This is a genomic window from Bernardetia aquimarina (genome assembly GCF_042180575.1).
Taxonomy (GTDB): domain Bacteria; phylum Bacteroidota; class Bacteroidia; order Cytophagales; family Bernardetiaceae; genus Bernardetia.
This window is the reverse complement of the sequence record NZ_CP170094.1, coordinates 2,889,748-2,909,492: the sequence shown is the minus strand read 5'-3', so window position 1 is coordinate 2,909,492 and position 19,745 is coordinate 2,889,748. Positions and strand designations below refer to the sequence as shown.

15 protein-coding genes are annotated in these 19,745 nt (G+C 31.8%); 10 read left to right on the top strand and 5 right to left on the bottom strand.

Features of this window, described 5'->3' with window-relative positions; all coding sequences use genetic code 11:
• The first annotated feature begins 32 nt into the window (after positions 1-32).
• From ACE193_RS12335 to ACE193_RS12300, 8 genes are all read left to right on the top strand, one after another.
• Positions 33-1,403, top strand: a complete 1,371-nt coding sequence (locus ACE193_RS12335; protein WP_375563296.1) for a hypothetical protein — start codon at positions 33-35, stop codon at positions 1,401-1,403.
• Positions 1,404-1,526: 123 nt separating this feature from the next.
• Positions 1,527-1,934 carry a hypothetical protein gene (locus ACE193_RS12330; protein WP_014797654.1) on the top strand — a complete coding sequence of 136 codons (408 nt, stop codon included), beginning with the start codon at positions 1,527-1,529 and terminating at the stop codon, positions 1,932-1,934.
• An 81-nt stretch (positions 1,935-2,015) separates the two neighbouring features.
• Positions 2,016-3,485, top strand: coding sequence for a hypothetical protein (locus tag ACE193_RS12325; protein ID WP_375563294.1), 1,470 nt, complete (start codon positions 2,016-2,018; stop codon positions 3,483-3,485).
• Positions 3,486-3,548: 63 nt separating this feature from the next.
• Complete coding sequence (locus tag ACE193_RS12320; RefSeq protein WP_375563292.1) at positions 3,549-7,376, top strand: hypothetical protein; 3,828 nt, start codon at positions 3,549-3,551, stop codon at positions 7,374-7,376.
• A 119-nt stretch (positions 7,377-7,495) separates the two neighbouring features.
• On the top strand, positions 7,496-9,220 hold the full coding sequence (locus tag ACE193_RS12315; RefSeq protein WP_375563291.1) for a hypothetical protein: 1,725 nt from the start codon (positions 7,496-7,498) through the stop codon (positions 9,218-9,220).
• Between the two features lie 116 nt (positions 9,221-9,336).
• Positions 9,337-10,080 carry a hypothetical protein gene (locus ACE193_RS12310; RefSeq protein ID WP_375563290.1) on the top strand — a complete coding sequence of 248 codons (744 nt, stop codon included), beginning with the start codon at positions 9,337-9,339 and terminating at the stop codon, positions 10,078-10,080.
• Complete coding sequence (locus ACE193_RS12305) at positions 10,080-10,601, top strand: hypothetical protein (RefSeq protein ID WP_375563289.1); 522 nt, start codon at positions 10,080-10,082, stop codon at positions 10,599-10,601. The genes ACE193_RS12310 and ACE193_RS12305 overlap by 1 nt, the downstream gene beginning before the upstream one ends.
• A gap of 5 nt (positions 10,602-10,606) precedes the next feature.
• Entirely contained in the window at positions 10,607-11,044 is a 438-nt protein-coding gene (locus tag ACE193_RS12300) for a hypothetical protein (RefSeq protein ID WP_375563288.1), read from the top strand.
• On the opposite strand, the gene coaE is transcribed toward ACE193_RS12300, so the two are convergent.
• The 5 genes from coaE to rfbB form a co-directional block, all read right to left on the bottom strand.
• Complete coding sequence (coaE, locus tag ACE193_RS12295; protein ID WP_375563287.1) at positions 11,029-11,664, bottom strand: dephospho-CoA kinase; 636 nt, start codon at positions 11,662-11,664, stop codon at positions 11,029-11,031. The two genes, ACE193_RS12300 and coaE, sit on opposite strands and share 16 nt — an antisense overlap.
• 190 nt (positions 11,665-11,854) lie before the next feature.
• Positions 11,855-12,514 carry a DUF3124 domain-containing protein gene (locus tag ACE193_RS12290; RefSeq protein ID WP_375563286.1) on the bottom strand — a complete coding sequence of 220 codons (660 nt, stop codon included), beginning with the start codon at positions 12,512-12,514 and terminating at the stop codon, positions 11,855-11,857.
• Between the two features lie 60 nt (positions 12,515-12,574).
• A complete protein-coding gene (locus ACE193_RS12285) occupies positions 12,575-14,305 on the bottom strand; it encodes a cation:proton antiporter (RefSeq protein ID WP_375563285.1) in 1,731 nt (576 codons plus the stop codon).
• A 671-nt stretch (positions 14,306-14,976) separates the two neighbouring features.
• Positions 14,977-16,080: a lipase family alpha/beta hydrolase gene (locus ACE193_RS12280; protein WP_375563284.1), complete on the bottom strand. Its 1,104-nt coding sequence runs from the start codon at positions 16,078-16,080 to the stop codon at positions 14,977-14,979.
• Between the two features lie 169 nt (positions 16,081-16,249).
• Positions 16,250-18,049 (bottom strand): dTDP-glucose 4,6-dehydratase, encoded by a 1,800-nt coding sequence (gene rfbB / locus ACE193_RS12275; RefSeq protein ID WP_375563283.1) that lies wholly within the window; start codon positions 18,047-18,049, stop codon positions 16,250-16,252.
• Positions 18,050-18,313: 264 nt separating this feature from the next.
• Between rfbB and ACE193_RS12270 the strand changes: the two genes are divergently transcribed.
• A complete protein-coding gene (locus ACE193_RS12270) occupies positions 18,314-18,880 on the top strand; it encodes a hypothetical protein (protein ID WP_375563282.1) in 567 nt (188 codons plus the stop codon).
• Positions 18,881-19,039: 159 nt separating this feature from the next.
• A complete protein-coding gene (lptC, locus tag ACE193_RS12265) occupies positions 19,040-19,693 on the top strand; it encodes an LPS export ABC transporter periplasmic protein LptC (RefSeq protein ID WP_375563281.1) in 654 nt (217 codons plus the stop codon).
• The last annotated feature ends 52 nt before the right edge of the window (positions 19,694-19,745 follow it).

The window sequence follows — 19,745 nt, the reverse complement described above, 5'->3', positions numbered from 1 at the left end:
GTTTACAAACAAAAAATAAAATAAAGAAATCTATGTCTAAAGTAAAATATGATTGGTTATTGGGAATATTCGTTTTGTGTTTTTCTTTGTATTCTTGTGGTGGAGCATGTCCGAATGACGATGTAGATTATGATAATGTAAGTGATGTAATAGATAATTGTGTTTCTAGTGAGCCTGTCGAAAATTCGGATTTGATAGACCCTTGTACAGGTTGCAAAAGAGATACGCTCAAAATTACGTCTAGTAAAATTGACAACTTAAATGTCTATTTAGAGATTTCTGGAAGTATGAAAGGCTATATGCCGAAGCAAACAGGTAGAAGTACAGGTTTTCAGAAAGAAATGGCAAGTCTTTTTTCGTGGTTTGTAACGAGTGTAGAATCAAAATCTAAAAACTTTTACGGCATAAAAGACGACCAAACGACATTAGAATTTGAATCAAAAGATGATGTAGCCTCAAAAATATCAAGAGCAGATTTTGATTTTGGAAAAACGACAACCCTTCCCGATTTAGTAGAAAAAATTATCAAAAAGAACAATCAAGAAGATGTTAGTATTATCGTTTCTGACTTTTTATATTCTCCTCCCAATGTTCTGAATTTGGAAGGAACACTCAATGTCAGACTAAGAGAAATGTTTTTGAAACGTCCAGAAATGGCTCTTTCTGTCTATGCTTTCAAATCAGATTATTCAGGGAAATTTTATACAGTAAGTAATCAAGTTGTTGAAAACTGCTGTTCTGATAAACGTCCGTATTATGTTTGGGTGTTGGGAAAACAGTCTTTAGTAGAACAGATTGATAAACTGATTAGTGAAAAAGTAAAGTTTTCGGAAGAGCTGCATATTGGCAAAAAATATGAAACAGTTCAAGGGGAAATATTAGCACAATCAGGCAGAAATCCAGAGTCATTGTGGCAACGAAAATCAAATTGTACAAGCATTATTGCAGAAGCAAAATATATTTCGGAAGAAGAAAAGCTAACTTATACGATTGGACTGAATTTGAGCGAGTTACCCAAACAACATCAAGATTTAGAATACTTGAAAGCGAATTTATTAGTTCGTTCGCCAAACTCAAAGAGTAACATAAACAAAGTTTATACGTATAAAGAGTTTGAGCCAAAAGTGGCAAAAGAAGATGTTGTTCTTGCCAAAAAATATACGCATTTTGTAGAAATAGAAACTTACTCAGTAGATATTCCTTGTAAAGCAAGTCTAAATTTAGAACTCAAAAATAGCTTGCCGACTTGGATAAACGATTGGAATACAGAATCTGATGAAACAGATGCAGAGCGAAATGAAAGAACGGTACTTCTCAAAAGAGTTATATCAGGAATTCAGGAAGCACACGATAATGAAACGTTGTTTTCTTATCCGTATATTATTACTGCAAGCACTTTATAAAAAAATATTCTAGCGCAAGATTCTATCTTGTGCTTATCACTTCGCAAGCATATGCTTGCAGAAAAAGAGCGTCCAAGCAGATGCTTGAACGAGAAAAAAATAACAACCAACTACCTAGATTTTATGAGAGATTTTTTAATGTTTATTTATGAGAAGTTTTTGAGAAGTGTCGCTCAAATTCCGTCCAATACAGTTGCTACTTGGCGAAACGATGTTTTTCCTCTTACGCTTTGGCTTCTTTTGGCAATTACTATTGTGATGGCACTTCTTTTCTATTTCTTTTATAATAGATTATATTCTTCTTACAATAGTTTTGGGAGTTGGTTCAGAACGTTTTTACTCAATGGTTTTCTTACTGGAGTAGTTGCTTTTATTATTGCTTATTCAGCTTTTTCTAAGGCTTTCAAACCTGTCTTGACGCTTTCACTTTGGTATGCTGTCATCAATTTATTGTATGGTTTTCTTTTGTTTTTTGTGCTTTCTATGATTTTTAAATGGTTTTCTACCAATGGACGAAAAACGCCTTTTTAAGATTTTCAAACTTATATCCAAACCTATAAGGTTTTCAGAAACCTTATAGGTTTAATGTTAAAAACAAAAAACACAAAGAAAATGAGCAGCAAAAACAATCTTTTTATATTCGGAATTGGTGGAACAGGAACACGAGTAGTCAAATCTTTGATTATGCTTCTTTCGGCAGGCGTAAAAATAAACGCTGAAAAAGTAATTCCTATTCTGATTGACCCACACGAAACAAGTGATGAGTACAGAAAAGTAAAAATGATGTTGGAACAATATGAAAAAAACTTCCAACACGCCAAAACAACAAATTCTTCGTTTTTTTCTACCGAAATATTGCCTTTAGGAAAACTGCATAGCGAAACTATAAACGATACCGAAAAAATAGATAATTCTTTTGGTCTTAATTTTAGTAAATATGCTAAAAATACCTTTGAGGAATTTATTGGTTACAATAAAGATATGTCTAATCAAGACCAGAGTTTTGTGTCGATGTTCTTTTCTGAAAAAGACCGAAAAAGTGAAATGGCTGTCGGTTTTAGAGGAAATCCAAGTATGGGAAGTGTGATTTTGAACAAACTAGAAGATTCGGAAGAGTTTAAGTTTTTCAAACGTGTTTTTAATACAGGCGATAAGATTTTTTTAGTCAGTTCTATTTTTGGAGGAACAGGCGCATCTGGTTTTCCATTGCTTCTCAAAAATCTACAAAGTGCTGGAGATAATATTCAGAAGGCTGTAAAAGGTGCTGTTAGTGTAATGCCTTATTTTAAGCTCAATGAAAATAAAGATAGTTTCATTGATTCCAACTCTTTTATTACCAAAACAAAGGCTGCCTTATCCTTTTATGAAAATCAATTAAAGGGAATTGATGAACTGTATTATATTGCAGATAGTCAGCTTGCCATGCACAACAACGATGAAAAAACACAAGAAAATGCAGCACATTTAGTAGAAATGATGGCAGCCATGGGAATAATTAATTTCTCATCTATGCAAAAAGGATATGATACAAATGTAGCTTCTACATATAGAGATAGTCATTTTCATGAGTGTTCTGTTGAGCTAGATAATAAAGAACTTTCTTTATATAATCTGGATGAAGAAACACTCCGAATTATTCATAAGCCGATTATTAAGTTTTTATTTCTCACTTATGTTTATAATAATTTGGGTAGAAGTGCAGATTCTCAACCTTGGTTTAAAGAAACATTAGGAAGTGAACACGAAGATGGTTTTAAGAAAGGAAATGGAGAATTCGAACCGTTAGTAAAATTTTTGATAGATTATAATGCGTGGCTTAGAGAATTAGGCGTAAAAGAACGAAAATTTCTTCCTTTTAATGTAGATACAGATATGAACGAGTGGGTAGTTGACCATGGAAAAATTGTCAAGAAAAGTTTTGCTACCAAATTATTTAATACTCGTCTTTCTGATGATAGAATAAATGTAATTATGAATGATGAAGTAAGAAACCTAAAAACTGACCAAAAAGGATTTGAAAAGATGTTGGAATTGATGGATAGAGCAACTGATTCTATTTATACAAAATATTTTAAAATATAATTTCAACTAAACCTATAAGGTTTTCAGAAACCTTATAGGTTTGAGCATAAAAAAACACTCATTATGGCACAACCTCAAAACAACAGTCGTCATTTACTCACATTACGCAAAGAAAGAAGTACCGACAAAAAAGGCTGGCATACTACCGAAATTTATAATTCTTCACGTATAGAAGAAATAGACGACCCCAATGGCTCAAAAGTAGCCATTCCACCAAGTTCGATTCCTACGCCTTTTGCACAAATGCACCTTTACGATATTGCTTTCAAAATGGTAAATCGTTTGGGACATGAAGGAAGTACAATTTATCATCAACTGGTTTCGGAATGTCTTGATGCCATAGATTTAATTTATAATCTTAGAGAACATTTACAGGCTGATAAAGACGGACATTTTTCGCTTGTAGAATGGAATTTGGATGAAAGAATAAAAGCTCTTAAAAATTCTGATAATGATGGACATAGACTTTTAGGAAAAACAATAGAACTTTTTACTGGTGAACTTTCTCCTTTTGGAAAGAATAATCAAGGAGAACGCAAAACGCCTAGTTTTTATATTCTAACTTACGATTCTACGCCAATTATTGCTACTTCCCCTCTTACTTTTGCTTTCGTTTCGAAGACAGCCGAAGAAGAAGAAAAGCATTTTTTAGACTTAATTAGTCCTATCAAAACGTTAGATGGCAGAGCGATGTTTACAGGTTTGAAGCCTTTGCATCAGCGTCCGATGGAGTTTCAGATGTATGTGCATCGTCTTTTCTATTTGCATAAAGGACTTCTTAATCAAATGGATAACGTACATGAATATATGCGTATCCAGCGAGAAAAATTCCATAACACAAAAGGAGATGAGATAAAAGATATTTATGACGAAAACTCTAAAATGGGAGCTTTCGAAATGGATTATAAAGACGTTGTAATCAATGGAAAAACGCCACGTATAGAAAGAGTTGCATGGAAAAGTTGTGCGCCAATTATTACAGATGGCGATTTGGATAGTAGTTATTTGATAAAACCAAGCCTTTCGAAGGAAAAAACAGCTCGTTTGGAAATTGGAGAAGGAAGCAATGTAAAAAAAGTATTGCCTTTAGTTTTGCAAGAAGGTTTTGATAATCCAAACTTTAGTTATTTCAAAGGAAAAGAATGGAACAACAAAACAAAAGTAGAATTTTCATTACCCAAAAATAATTGGGCTGATAGGAATTTGCCACAAATAGGTTATAATTATCCGTATTTGGTAACGACAGATTTGTTAGCCGAAGATTTGATTAGAATGCCTTATCTTATCAATCCTGATACTTTTGTTGTTCCTGAAAACCATATTCACGCTCATAGTGTAGATTTTCTTTTGCCTGTAACCGATTTGTATTTCAAGTTTTTTGATGAAGAAACACTCATTGAAAATTTAGCGATTGAGGAAGTAGAATCCGAACAAGGAAATATAAAAGTAACATTAAAAGTGCCGATAAAAGGAAGTCCGAACAGCTCAGGTGCTTTTCTTACCTTTACTCGCTTTTACGATTATGGAAACCCAAGAAATGCTAATAATGGAAAAATAATCAATTTGGTAGATGATGGAAAAGATGACACAATGGACGATATTCCGTCGCCTTTCTCTATCAGTATTTATCCTTTTGTGCGTACTGGCGATGCTGAGTATGACACAATGTATAAAATAATGTTGCTTTCTTCACAGCTTGATAATGTTGAAGAATATGATTTGTTGGCTTATAATGAAGAAAATGCAATTTCTACAAGTGATAGTGCGATTGAAAAAATAAGTAGATTCGAACGAAAAGTAGAAGGTTCTCATTTATCTGTTTATTCTGTTTCAGGAACTTGTTTTGATGCCTTAGAAATAATTACTCCATATCAAGGCAAAACAGGCGAAAAAGCAAGAGGTTGGATTGTGCCACGTTGGAAAAAACCACCACACAGAGGAACAAATCCAAAACCATTTACAGTAGCTGTAGATTTTGGAACAACAAATACATTTGTAGCCTTTACAGATGATGATGCGATGGCAGCAGGAAAAATAAAAACCTATCCATTTTTTATTGGAGAAGAAGACATGCAAGCTGTTACGCTCAACAAACCAACAGCAGACAAAAAACATGTGATGTTGGAAAGATACAGTTTTGATGATAATGCAATTGGACTTGCAACGACATTTTTTCAAGACAGAATGTTTATGCCAAATTTGATTGGAAATCCTCCTGCACAAGAAGCATTGTATCAAAACTGGCGAAACTCTTTTCCTATCCGAACAGCTCTTATTCATTCCAACGATGTAAAATTCGATGTTTTGCTTAATTCATCTATTGGGTTTTTGTATGAAAAAGACAATTTAGATATAGCAAGACACGGACAAGAAGTAACGACAAATTTAAAATGGTCTGCCGAAAACTCAAAATTAGTAGAAGTATTTATCGAACAGATACTTTACATGATTCGCAACAAAGTAATTTTGAATGGTGGCGATTTATCAAGAACTCGTTTAGTTTGGTTTAAGCCATTGAGTTTACCAAAAACATTGACAGATAAATTGACCAAAGTTTGGAACGAAAACAGTAGAAAAATTTTAGGTAAAAATGTTACAATTCGTTTGGTAAATGAGTCAGAAGCTCCTTATTTTTATTATCGTGCAACTGGAAAAATAGACAAAAGTAGTTCTGTCGTTTCGATAGATATTGGTGGAGGTTCTACTGATATTGCACTCGTTTCGAATGGTGGAAAAAAACGTTTGGCAACTTCTGCATTTTTTGGAGCAAATACACTTTGGGAAGGAAGAGACAGCAAAGATTCCAATCAAACAACAGAGGGAGGAATTGTAGCAAAATATCGCCCTTGGTTTAAAGAGCGAATTTCTCTTACCAAAAAAGGAATTAGTCAGGCAGCAGGTTCACGTATAGAAATGATTTTTAATGAAATAATGGATAGTGGACGCTTTGATTCTGGCGATAAATCTAGTTTTATGTTTTCAGCAGACCACATCAATTTTGCCGAAAAATTGAGTGAAGACAAAGATATGTTATTGCTTTTCTTGCTACATTATTCGGCTTGTATTTATCACGCTGTTCAGCTTTTGGCAGTTAGTGGAATGCCTTATCCAAAAGATTTTTGTTTTAGTGGAACAGGTTCAAAATACTTAAATCTTTTAGACCATAGCGAAGACAAAAACGGATTACAGAAGTTTACCGAAATTTTTGCTCAAAAAACCTACGAAAAATATAAAGAACTAGGAATTGATGCAAAACCACAAACAGAAAATAGTTTTGATGTAGAAGAAGAGGAAGAAAATGTATTTGCAGGTTTTGGAGAATTAGAAGGAGGTCTTCCATCTTCAGATTCAGAAGAAACAGGCGAAATAGGAGGAAATATCAATCTTCACATGACCAAAGAACCAAAAGAAGCTACTTGTTTTGGTGGAATTCATAGTTTTTCAGATTCCTACAAAGATTTAGGTTTAGGACAAAATATCAATACCGTATTTTTGGGAGAAATAGATGCCACAGCAGACGAATTATTACCTCAAAAAAATCTAACGTATGAGGAGTTAATAGACGAAAATGGCAGACCAACCAAAGAGGGAAATCAGATGGCAATTAGAGTAAGTAAAAATTTAGATCAGTTTTTAGAACTCTTCTTAGATATGAACAAAAATCCTCAAACTCGTTTTGAAGATTTTAATATTGAAACCAATTTGACAGCTTTCGAACAAGGTTTTAAAGCCATCAAATCAAAAGAACTTGCCAAAGGAATGATTTATGAACGCAGTAATGCTTCTGGTGGTTATACGCCTGTTCGTGAGTCGTTTTTCTTTTATCCTTTGCGTATCATTATTAGAGATTTGGCTCTTGCAATGGCGAAAAATAAAACGGTAAATATGTAATTGATAGTTCTCGTTCAAGCATATGCTTGGACGCTTTTTTTCTGCAAGCATATGCTTGCGAAATTATAAGCACAAGATAGAATCTTGCGCTAGTTATCTTTATAAAAACAAAAACTTCCATGAAATCCTTTTACATTTTTTTATCTCTAGTTGGCATACTCCTTTTGAGTAACAATACTGCATTTGCTCAAAACCAAGAATCAAACGAAAAAGTAGTTCATAAGGCTATCGATAAGATGAATTATGAATTTGCTATTGCTGTTTTGAAGAGAATTAATGAGGTAGATAATACTGTAAAATTTGTAGAAAATAAAGAGGTAAAAGATACTACTTTTAGTAAAGTGACAAAGCTAAAACCAACTATTCAAGCAAAATCTTTGGATAGAATATTTAGTAAAGAAAAAATGAGTGATGGCGTAGCAGGTTATATTTATGATATTGATTTTATCAAATTAAGTTCAAAAAGCTATCCTACTGATGATTTGTCTTCTACGATTACTTCTTTAGATAAAATCGTAAATAAAGTAATAGCCAGAACAAATGATTTTGGAGATAAACAAAGTAAATTCAAACTTACACCAAAACAACTTAGTGATTTAAAATTAAGATTAGCTAAAATTAAAAATTCTGCTGTAAGTAGTCTTAATTCAAATGAAAAAACGGAGTTACCAAAAGAAAAAACAGAAATAAAAATAGATTCTACCAAACAAGATTCTACAACTAAAACAGAAGAACCAACTCAAATAGATTCATCAGAGATTATTTATTACAAAATTAATCAAGATGAAGAAAAACAGCTTACTGGAATAAACGAAACAACAGAAGGCGAAAAACCTACTTATAAATTTGGCTTGGATATAAAAAAGAGTGATTCTATTCAAATTCGTGTAAAAGGAAATGCTGCTTTAGATACTGCTTTTTTAGTAGCAAATGCAAATAATTCCCTTATCTTAGAAGGAGAAAAGAACCGTTATATCATTGATTTGAATATTGCAACAACACAAGAAGACGATTATATGATGTGGATTATATTTGGTGTAATAGCCGTTTCAGTTATTGCTTTTGTGATGTATAAACAATCTCAAAAAGATAAGCCAACTACTCCAAAACAGCCTCAAAAAGATATTGTAAAAAAAGACCCTTTGAGTAGAGATAATGTTGTAGTTAATACAGCTTCTTCAACAAATCAAAAAACAGAAAACGGAGATGATACAAAAAGACAAACAATACTTGCTCAAAATCAAATAGATAATCAAATCAACGAAGAAAAAAGCCGATTGACAGCCATTCTGACTAATTCTAATCTATCTGATGAGCAAAAACTCAAGGAAGCAAAAAGCGAAAATATAGCTTTAGAGGTAGCTAATCATGCAGAAATACAAGAATTGATGAGAGTGATAGGGGAATTATCAACTAAAACTAAAGTCGAAAATACAGAAAAAGAGTCAATAAAAGACCAAGAAAATACAACCACTCAAAAAGTAGAAACTCCACCTAAAAATACAATCACTCAACAAAAACCTTTATATGTTTCTTTGTCAGATATTGGAGAGAATGGAATAAGTTCAGAACGTACAAAAGGCATGAGTAACAGTATTTTTGTAATTCGTCCATATAGTGAGGGAGAAAACGAAGCAAAAAAAGCAGATTTAATGCTCCATTCAGATATAAAAGATATGGCTTTTGAGTCTATTTTTCGTTCTATTGAAAAGCTAGACCACATTATCGAACATTCTACATTTAGTGAGAGTGCCAAAAAAATAACGCAAGAAGAAAAAGGAGAACTGATAAAAGAAGATAACGTGTGGAAAGTGAAAAAGCGTTTGAAGGTTAAGTTTTCATAATCTATTTCTAATTTTGGTAAAATAGTTTTTCATACAAAATTTTGGTTTTATTAATTGAACAGGGTTTTAACCCTGTTTTTATAATAATTCTAACTCAATCAAAAAAGATAAATCTCATGGACGATAACGAAATCGCAAAATTTAAAGAACAATTACGCCTTCGTAAACTGGGTGTAGCGATGTACGAACTACAAACTACTTTAGGACAAAAAATAAGTGCAGAAGAAAAAATACAGAGAGCAAATAACTATTATAAAACACTTGATAATGGAATAAAGTACGAAGGAGCTATTCTGAATTTGATGTATAGAATTACAGGACAGAAAATAGAACCCAAAGAATATACACCACCAGTAAATCAACAACCTGTGCCGATTAGAAAAAATCAAGCTATTATCAATCAACAAGTACAAACTAATCAAGTAAAAAATACAGCAAGTCCACAAACTCAAAACATATCTAAACCGAATCTATCACAGCCAGTACAAGAGAAAAAAACTATTCAGATAGTTACATTTCCAATCAAAACGTATCTTTCAATAAGAGATATTGAAGAGCAAGACGACCAAAAACTTTTAAAACAAGGCAGAGATAAAGCTGTCAGTAATAGTATTTTTGTCATTAATCAGATTTCTAGTACCGAAGCAACTTTAGAAACGTATAAGGAAATGAAGACAAATTTTTTCAACTCTTTTTATCGTTCTCTATCTGGTTTTGTTTTTGCCTTTGAAGTCATTGGTTCTCCATCTTTTGAAGACAATGCTGTCGAAACAGTAGAAAAAGGAAAGCTAATCAAAGAAGGACAATATTGGAAAATAGAACAAAAAGCCAAAATACAATTTAAGAAAGAAGAAGAGTAATGTTTGATAGACCAGAAGAAAGAACACCCAGAAATACAGGAAGAATTGATAACAGAACAGAAAATCCAGTTTTAGAAGGTTCTAAAAATAAGACTTTATATGTCATAATTGGAGTTTTAGGAATTATTTTGTTGATAGGAGGAGGAATATTTATTTTTAATTTGGGTAAAAAATCTACATCAAAACCATATTCTAATTCAGAATCTGAAATAATACTTGCAGAAAATACAGCTACTTCTTCAACAAAAATTGAATCAATTCCTTTTCAAGAACTGGTGGGAGAATATACAGGAAGCATCAATAATAAAATAATTACAGTCAAGATTTTTTCGGAGGGAACAAAAAAAAGATATACTTATTCAGAAAACAAACGACTTTCCTATATGCTTTCTCACTTTGAGGCTACTAACGAAATGAGTTTTCATAAACCCAAAGAAGGTTTGGCAGAATTTAGAGCTTTCAAAGAAGGAAATACAATTATTTTGCGCTCTCCAAAAGTTGAATTACGAAAAATAAAATAACTCAAATGCCTATAATAAGAAGTAAACGCCAAGCTGGTGAAACCATTGAAGAATTTTATGCCAAGGAAGATGTGGGGATGGCTTTTGTAATGACAGGAAAGGTCATGTTAAAATTGATAGAGTTTGTAAATAAAAACTTTATTGAAACGAAATTATCTGTTTTTACATCTCACTATAAGATGTGTATTCAAGCTAAAGACTCTAAAAATTTGGATGAAGTTATCACTATTAATGCTTCTCCACCTTCAGATGTATATTACTTTAGTTACAAACTACCTTCAGAGAAAAGTCCTTGGGAAAATGCGTGGATTACTGGCAAAGCAGAAAGTGTAGAAGAAGGTCTAATTTTTTTAATAAAATCAATGATTGGTACAGAGAAATGGAAAAGTAATAAGGAACTGAAAAGTCTAGCTAAAAAGTATAATATCTATGATAAGGATTGAAACTGTTCATGAAGCTCCAAAACCTGCTTAATCAAAGGATGAGAAGCATCATTATAAATCACAAAATCGGCACGCTTTAGTTTTTCACTTTCGGGAAGTTGTTTGGAAATAATAGCTTTTACTTGTTCTTCGGTTCGGTGGGAATCCCTTTGTAAAACTCGTTTTATGCGCTCCTCCAACGGTGAATGAACTACAATAATAGCATCCAAAACTTTATACGAATCTGACTCAAACATTAGAGCTGCTTCTTTCAATAAATACGGACTTTTGTCTTTATGTTCATTGTACCAACTCTCATAATCTCTTCCTACGGCTGGATGCACAATAGAATTGAGAATTTCTACTTTCGAATTATCTGTTTGATTTGAAAAAACTGTTTTTACTAAAAAATCTCTATTAATTTCATTTTCGCTTAAATAAACTTCTTCTCCAAAGGCTTTTTTGAGTTCTCTTTTTAAGATATTATCAGTTACCATTACCATTTTTGCACGAGTATCTGCATCGTAAACAGCTATTCCTAGTGTTTCGAAGATTTTACAAACTGTACTTTTTCCTGTTCCTATTCCTCCAGTTATTCCTAATTGAAGGATTTTATTTTTTTTGATGATTTGCTTTTTCATAATGAGAAATGCTAAGACTGATTAGCGAGTGATTTTTATGATTCATAAGATTAAATGCAAGATAATACAATTACGAAATTGAATTTTTTATAAAGAGAGAAGTGTAATGTATGGAATTAACCAAACTTGTTTGCATTGGTATTTATCCTGTAATCATCATATAAATCATTTACCAATTAGTTAGGGTATTTTACTTACTATATTCTTTCAAAGTTTTTGAAGTAGCTGTAAAAGAAAGTCCCCAGTTAGATTCTGTACTAATCATAATGGTTTCTACCATTGGCGAGACAATCGGTTTGCTGCTTCTCCATTCCAAAATAAAATTTGCTCCTACGCCTCCTCTATCGTCATAAAGTGCAATGACGTGGTTTTTAGTTTCCAAGCTATTCACTTTTATAGGTAATTCAGAGGCTTTTATTTCTTTCAAAATATTTCCTTCTGTATCGTAATATTCCAAACGAGTAATATAAAACTCTCCATCAGGATTGACATTTCTGATACTTAATGTAGAAGAAAGTCGTTCAGTTCGGTGATGTCCAATACTATAAATTTCTGAATAAACAGGAACATACAAAAGCTGCCCAAAAGCTAAAGAATCCTTTAGTTCTTGTGATGGAAAAGTATTCGACGTAAGAGAGTTTTTGTCTTTTGCATTGGTTAATTTTATCAAACTCTTTGAATTGAGTTCTTTGATATAATTTAGATCTTCATCCGTATAAGTTGTTTCTGAATTAGATTGAGAAATAAATTCTTTTGAACCCGAATCACAGGAAGAAAGCACAAATAGGTTTGTAAATCCTACACCAAGTATAAAAAGAGTTGATAAAAAAGTTATTTTTTTTCTGAGCATTTTATTTTTTTGTTTTTTGAAATTCGATTAATCACTAATAATTTACACCTAAATCACTGTTTATTCATCAATCAATTCTTCTTTAATTTTTGAAATCAAATGATAAACTTCTCGTTGTGGTAAATAATAATACTGCAAAGCTTGTGTAAATAGCTCCAAATTAGTTTCTAACTCATCAGTTACAATAACGTCTGCACCAGCTTTTTCGATAGCTGGAATATCTTTAGAGCGTTTATTTCTTACCAAAATACCCACTTCTTTATTAAGTTGTTTTATTTTATGGGTAAGAACTTTTGTAATTTCTATATCTGTTACTGTAATCACAACTATACGAGCCTTTTCAAAACGAACTTGGTGCTGCACTTCCTCATTCATGGCATCTCCAAACAAAATATTTTTTCTATACGAACTATCTTTCTTTACTCTTCGTGGGTCAGTTTCAATGACAATAAACGGAATGTTTGATAGTTTTGCAGCCTTAGCAATCGTTTTTCCATTGTAGCCAAAACCTATAATTATAATATGGTCTTCTAAGTTTTTATCTTTAAATTCTTGTAAAAACTCAGGTAATTTTACTCGTTTTGCAGCCCAATTACTAACTACTTTGGGTTTAGGTAATTTATAAATCAAGAAGTGAGATATTTTCTTAGAGTTCATTATCAAAATAGGTGCAAATGCCATTGTCAAAACAGAAGTAGAAAGAAAATACTGATACAGTTCGATAGGCATCAATCCGATTTCTGTTCCAGACTTTGCAAGCACAAATGCAAACTCTCCTATCTGACAAATAGAAAGCCCTACTAGCATTGCTGTTTTGGCTGTTACTTTCAATGATTTAGCAGCCCAAAAAGCTAAAAAGGCTTGAATAATCATACTCATTAGAGTAAGAAGAATTATTTCTCCAAGATTTTGCCATAAGAAATTAATATCCATCAACATGCCAATGGAAATAAAGAAAATACTTGTAAAAATTTCTTTAAAAGGCAAAATATAACCCGTTGCATCATGTGAATAATCTGATTCTGACATGACCAGTCCAGCCAAAAAAGCTCCTAAGGCGAGAGAAAGACCAGCCAAAGAAGTAAGATAAGCCACCGAAAAGCAAATCACGACAATCGTAGAAATAAAAAGCTCCTTACTTTTGGTCATAACAACCAAATTGAGAAAAGGCTTCAAAACAAACTTCGAAATCAAAACTAAAAAAATAAGTACACCAGCCGTTTTGGCAATCATTAAAGATACTTCTAATAGAATATTATCAGCTTGCCCTGCCAAAATAGGCATCATGAGCATCATCGGAACAACAGCAATATCTTGAAAAATCAGAATAGCCAAGATAATCTGACCATGTGGACTTCCCATTTCGCCTCGCATCTGCAAGAGTTTCAAAACAATCGCTGTACTACTTAGGGTAGAAAGAAACCCATAAAAAATAGCAATCGGTAAATAATCATACGTTCCAAAGTATGTAATTGCACCAAAAACTACTGTTGTAAGAACAAGTTGAAGCGAGCCAGCTAAAAAAACAGCTTTTCTGATACGCAAAAGATTGGGAAGAGAAAACTCCATTCCAATAGTAAAAAGAAGTAAAATAACTCCAATTTCTGCTAAAATATCAATGTGTTCTTGGCTTGTAACCAGTTTCAAAACATAAGGACCTGCTATTACACCTGTTACCAAAAAACCTACAATACTAGGCAATCGCATTCGGTACAAAAGCAAAATAACAGGAATAGCGAGTGCCAGAATAACAACTACATCACTAAGAATTGAAGGAATAGAAAGAAGCATTGCATAAAAATTAGAATAAAATAGGATATTTTTTAAAGCATCGAAAAGTAAGGTTCAACTATTTCTAAAGATAATAAATTCTAACAAAGCAAAAAACTAGAAATGATTTTGATTAGGGCAAACTCACGAAATTCATTCTAGCAACTTTCTAAAATAATTTAAGTCACATGTGGTCTTTCCTCTTCTATTTTTCAAACTTAATTTATCTTTTTTTTCCAATGATTTGTTCAGATTCTATCCTTATAAGTGTTTTATATGTTTCCATTGATTTATATTTTTATCTAGTAATACTTCTTGAGCAGGTAATAAACTACATTTTCTAGCTTCAAAACCTCCTTTTTCATACTCTCTTCTTCAGATAAATCTACCGAACAAGTAGTTTTAAAACTACAAGTCATAAGTAACTGAGCAAAATAAAACATATCTAGGAAAAGAATTAGAAAGTGGAAGTTTAAACTGTCAAGATACCTTGAAGTATCAGATAGATTTTGTTAAAAGAATAGCTACTTTTTGATTTTCGGTCTTGTTAGTTATTATTTTTAAGCTTCTAAAAAATGAATTTCCTTCCGAAAATAATTGTTTTAGTCAGAATAAAGTAGAAAATATTTTTAATAAATATAAAAAGCCTAATTAAACCTTCAATTTTATTAGACTTTGTTGTAATAGTTTTATTATTTTCTCTCTATCCAAAACTTAATTTTTTCATAGACTTCATTCATTGTCAAGAGTTTGAAGTGATGTGTTGCTGCAAACTGAATAGAATTATCACTTTCTGAATTGATTTCTTCTGTATCAATAAAATGAGCATTTGCACTTTTTTTACTGACCAAAATATCTCCAAAAAACATATTTACCCAATGTGTTTCTTCTTTGGTAAGCCTGCCCGAAATAATAAAATATTCTACTCCTTCTAGTTTTGGAACTTGATTTTTAGTATTTTCTAAAAGCGTATCAGGATCTTTATTTTTCCAATCTTCTTCTCTCAAATATCCATAACGCAAATCTTTTATTCCTGCACTTCTAAGGTTGATAACTTTTCCTACCAAACGAGTATGCCAGTTGGGTACACGCTGCAGAATATTAGTCGTAACATTAGCAAAACGCTCAAAGAAAGAACCCAAATGAGGTGTTCCTAATAAAAATACTTTCTTCGTTTTCTTGACCCAATCAAAACCCTCTTCTTGAGCATAATAAGCTGCGCTATGCATCAAAAGTCCACCCATACTATGACAAACAAAATAAACCTCTTCAATTTTGGTAGGATAATTTTGATATAACTCTTCCAAAAGAATAGCTAATTCTTGTCCATTATCAGAAATATGTAAACCTGTATTATAGCGCAAATAAAAAGGTGTATAACCAAAATCATCTTCTAATTTTTTTCCATAATCACTTTTATCCTTGAATTGCCAGCAGGTTTCATTAAAGACAAGTCCGTGAATAAGAATACAAATTTTATTCGAAACAGGTTTATCATTATAAGAATAATTCGAACGTTTTTTCAGACTTTCTTTGTGTAATTTAATAGGACTTTGGCGATGATAAAAATTCATTTTAATATCTAAAGGCTTCAGAATAGAATGTTCTTGAAACTTATCACCAACCGAACCATTGATGATACTATTGGCTTGGGCAGTTACTTTTTTGGCTTTTCTAAAGACTTTCCAAACTGTTTTGGTAATGCTTTTAGGAGGTGTAGGTACAAAATCTGAATTAGATTTGTCTTGATTATTATTCGGACTTTTTGGGTCTTGTGGTGGAGATTGATCAGACATAACAACAGGAAATTAGAAATAAAGTAAAAGTAGTATGCACGCATAACATATAACAGTAACGTTAGAAGGAAACAGAAAGTTTATTTGAATATAAAAAAACTGCATTTTATTTAAAAATAAAATGCAGTTGATTAAGCAGTTAAACTATTGGTTTTTAGCTAGATATGATTTACTTCTTATCCATTCCTAATTTATTTTTAAGAGCATTCAAAGCATCTTTATCAGGGTCAATTCCTAGTGCTTTGTTTACTTTATCATTTAATAAAGGGTCATTTTTTACAGAATCCTTACTAAAATCTTCATACAAATCGCCCAAGATTTCATCTTTCTGAATTTTGGCTTTCATGCGTTCTATCATAGAAATTGTTGCTGAAGAATCAGGCATCTTTACACGCTGTTTTTCTTTTATAGATTTTACAGTTTGAGAATGCTTTTCGATTTTGTCTTGTAGTTTTCCTAGTTCTGCAAGTTGATTGAGTGCGCCATCAGCCATTTGTTTTGAGCGTTCTTGTTCTTTCAAAAGTTCCATCGCTAGATTATTGGCTTCATTCCAATCCAAATTTCCTTCTTGCGCTTTTGCTATAATTCTTTTAGCTTTATTTTCTGCATCTTTTTCTTTTTCTTGATAAAACTCGTAATCTTTTCGTGTACGAATAACAGCAGCTTTTACTTCTGCAAGAGCTTCTAAAGATTCATTCAGATTAGCAGTATCAAAAATTTTATCATAACCAGTAGTAGAAAAAGTAGATTGATAGACATGTTTTTCTTGTTTCACTTCTTGCGTATTTTGTTGATTAGCTTCTGTTTTTTGTTCTGAAACAGGTCTAGTTTTTAGTTCTATGACAGGTTCTTCTTTTTTAGATTCCTGCTTTGGCTTTTCTTCTGATTTAACTTCTTCTACTTTCTTTGTTTTTAGAGTCTTTACCTTTTCTTTGTCTGAGTCAGATTGAAATTTATCAGAATTATATAAATCAATATACCAATTAATCGTTTTGGTAAGAGCCGTATCAAAATCTGTATCAGCTTTCCAATTTAGGTCATTTTCTATTTTTGAAGAATCAATAGCATAACGCAAATCATGCCCTGGACGGTCTTTTACAAAAGTCAGTAAATCTTCATATTTCCCTTGTTCTTTCGGCTTAATTGTATCTAAAAGAGAACAGATTTTTTTGGCTAAATTCAAATTATTCCATTCGTTATTTGAGCCAATATTATACGATTCTCCTTTTTTTCCTTTCTGAAATGCTTTATCAATTCCTTTACAATGGTCAAGTACATATAACCAATCTCTAATATTTTGTCCATTTCCATAAATTGGAATAGGTTCATTTGAAAGTGCTTTTCTGATAATAGTAGGAATAAGTTTTTCGTGATGCTGCTTTTCGCCAAAATTATTTGAGCAATTTGTAATCACAACATCAAAACCATACGTATGAAAATAACTTCTGATAATCAAATCACTTCCTGCTTTTGATGCACTGTATGGGCTGTTTGGTGCATAAGGGGTAGTTTCTGTAAAAAAGCCAGTTTCTCCCAATGTTCCATATACTTCGTCTGTCGAAACGTGGAGGAAACGAGTATCTTCATAGCCTTTTTTATAAGAAAAAGGAGCATTCATCCAATACTTACGAGCTACATCAACAAGCGTAAACGTTCCATGAACATTCGTTCTGACAAAAGCCTCTGGGTCGGTAATAGAATTATCGACGTGCGATTCGGCAGCAAAATGAATCACACCTTTTATATCATGTTTTGAAAAAAGATGTTCTACTAATTGACGATTGACAATATCTCCTTTTACAAACTCATAACGAGGATTAGATTCAACCTCACTCAAATTATCCAAATTCCCTGCATAGGTCAGCAAATCCAAATTAATGACTTTGTAGTCTTTGTGAGCTTCTAAAAAATAAGGAATAAAATTAGAACCAATAAAACCAGCTCCACCAGTTACCAAAATTGCTTTCATAGAATGTATATTTTGAATTTTTGATTAGTTATCAAAAACTGTTTTTTCAAAAATAATTTGTGATAGCTAAGATAAGGAAGTTTTTGTAAATTGTTTTTTCTATTTTTCAAAACATCAACTATTCTTTCCATAATAGAGATACAGAACCAGAATAAATTAAAAACAAAATTGCAGCAGAATGCAATGAAATATCGTTTTGGTAATGAAAGTTAATTCTATAAAAGACTTCTTATTTGATAATCTTATTTTCTAAACTTTTCTATTATGCGTTATTTTCTTTTACTTTCATTTTTCTTTTTTTCTTATTTGTCTTATGGAGTTATTCCTAGTGAGAATATAAATACAATAAGCATTTCGATAATAAAAGAAAAAGCAAATTCTAAAAAAGAGATTAAGAGGCTGCAAAAAACAGCAAAAAAAGAAAAAAGACAACTCAAACGACAAACACAAAAACTTAAATGGCAATTACTAAAAAATGCCTTAAAAGCTAAAAAATCAAACAAACATAAAAAACGAAACAAAAAAGACAGAAAACCTATTTATTGGGCTTCTTGGCTTTCAGCTTTATCAGGAATAGTAGGTTACACACTTTTTGGAATTGGACTTTCTAGTGTCTATTTTTTAGGTGCTTTGCTGGCTATTCCTTTTGGATTAGCAGCTTTTGTACTTGCAATAAAATCTATACGTTTTATGAAAAGAAACCCAAAAGGAGAAGATGATACTTATAATAGAACTTTTTCAATTATTTTTACTGTAATCGGAATGTATATCGGAATTATTTTTTTATTTCTGTTCCTAATGTTGATTACTCGTCCCTTTTCTTTTGCATAAAAAATAGTAGCGTAGAGTAGTTATAATCAGTACTCCAATAGAATTTTATCAAACAATAATCAATTTTGCCAAAAATTAAGACGATAAGAGTATAGACTGTTTGCAGAAAGTCGTAATTTTGTAAATTATGATTTTCAATAGAATTGAACAGATGAAATTATGAACTATACATTGCATTATTATCATCGCTATCCATTTTTTATATTTTTGAGTGTAGTTTTGATGACTATTGTTTTTCAAAGCTGTGGAGAAGACCAAATGAGCGAAGAAGAAAAAGCAAAAAATACACTTATTGCTACCTTTGAGAATATTCGTAGGATTTATAGTGAAGAAGGATTACTCAAAATCAAAATTGAAGCTCCTTTGGAATATATCTATCAAAATGAAGATGTATATTATCCCAAAAATTTTCGAATTAGTATGTATAATCCAAATGGCGAAATTACAACCACACTAACAGCCGATTCGGGGCGTTTTGAGCGTATAAACAAATTATATCATGCCTACGGAAATGTAGAAGTTATTAATCATCAACAAGAACAAAAAGTAAATACACCAGAACTACATTGGAATCAGTTTAAGAGAGAAATTTATACTGATAAAGAAATTGCCATCAAAACACCCACCGAGACACTTTATGGAATTGGAATGACTTCGAATGAAGAGTTTAGTAAGTACAAAGTTTGGAAACCAACAGGGAGTTTTATTTATAAGGAAAGAACAAAAGGCTTCGAAAAACCTGATAGTACAGACATGACAAACAAAAAAGAGAGTTCGTATTCACAGTTTCAAGAAGTTACTCCCCAAAAATAGCCTATTTATTCGAAGTACAAAAAATGCAAAATTAACACTACCTTTGCCAAAA

Bases quoted from the DNA above. Each gene is read 5' to 3' on its own strand.
- ACE193_RS12335 (WP_375563296.1), top strand. From the start codon at position 33: ATGTCTAAAGTAAAATATGATTGGTTATTGGGAATATTCGTTTTGTGT.
- ACE193_RS12330 (WP_014797654.1), top strand. From the start codon at position 1,527: ATGAGAGATTTTTTAATGTTTATTTATGAGAAGTTTTTGAGAAGTGTC.
- ACE193_RS12325 (WP_375563294.1), top strand. From the start codon at position 2,016: ATGAGCAGCAAAAACAATCTTTTTATATTCGGAATTGGTGGAACAGGA.
- ACE193_RS12320 (WP_375563292.1), top strand. From the start codon at position 3,549: ATGGCACAACCTCAAAACAACAGTCGTCATTTACTCACATTACGCAAA.
- ACE193_RS12315 (WP_375563291.1), top strand. From the start codon at position 7,496: ATGAAATCCTTTTACATTTTTTTATCTCTAGTTGGCATACTCCTTTTG.
- ACE193_RS12310 (WP_375563290.1), top strand. From the start codon at position 9,337: ATGGACGATAACGAAATCGCAAAATTTAAAGAACAATTACGCCTTCGT.
- ACE193_RS12305 (WP_375563289.1), top strand. From the start codon at position 10,080: ATGTTTGATAGACCAGAAGAAAGAACACCCAGAAATACAGGAAGAATT.
- ACE193_RS12300 (WP_375563288.1), top strand. From the start codon at position 10,607: ATGCCTATAATAAGAAGTAAACGCCAAGCTGGTGAAACCATTGAAGAA.
- coaE (WP_375563287.1), bottom strand. From the start codon at position 11,664: ATGAAAAAGCAAATCATCAAAAAAAATAAAATCCTTCAATTAGGAATA.
- ACE193_RS12290 (WP_375563286.1), bottom strand. From the start codon at position 12,514: ATGCTCAGAAAAAAAATAACTTTTTTATCAACTCTTTTTATACTTGGT.
- ACE193_RS12285 (WP_375563285.1), bottom strand. From the start codon at position 14,305: ATGCTTCTTTCTATTCCTTCAATTCTTAGTGATGTAGTTGTTATTCTG.
- ACE193_RS12280 (WP_375563284.1), bottom strand. From the start codon at position 16,080: ATGTCTGATCAATCTCCACCACAAGACCCAAAAAGTCCGAATAATAAT.
- rfbB (WP_375563283.1), bottom strand. From the start codon at position 18,049: ATGAAAGCAATTTTGGTAACTGGTGGAGCTGGTTTTATTGGTTCTAAT.
- ACE193_RS12270 (WP_375563282.1), top strand. From the start codon at position 18,314: ATGCGTTATTTTCTTTTACTTTCATTTTTCTTTTTTTCTTATTTGTCT.
- lptC (WP_375563281.1), top strand. From the start codon at position 19,040: ATGAACTATACATTGCATTATTATCATCGCTATCCATTTTTTATATTT.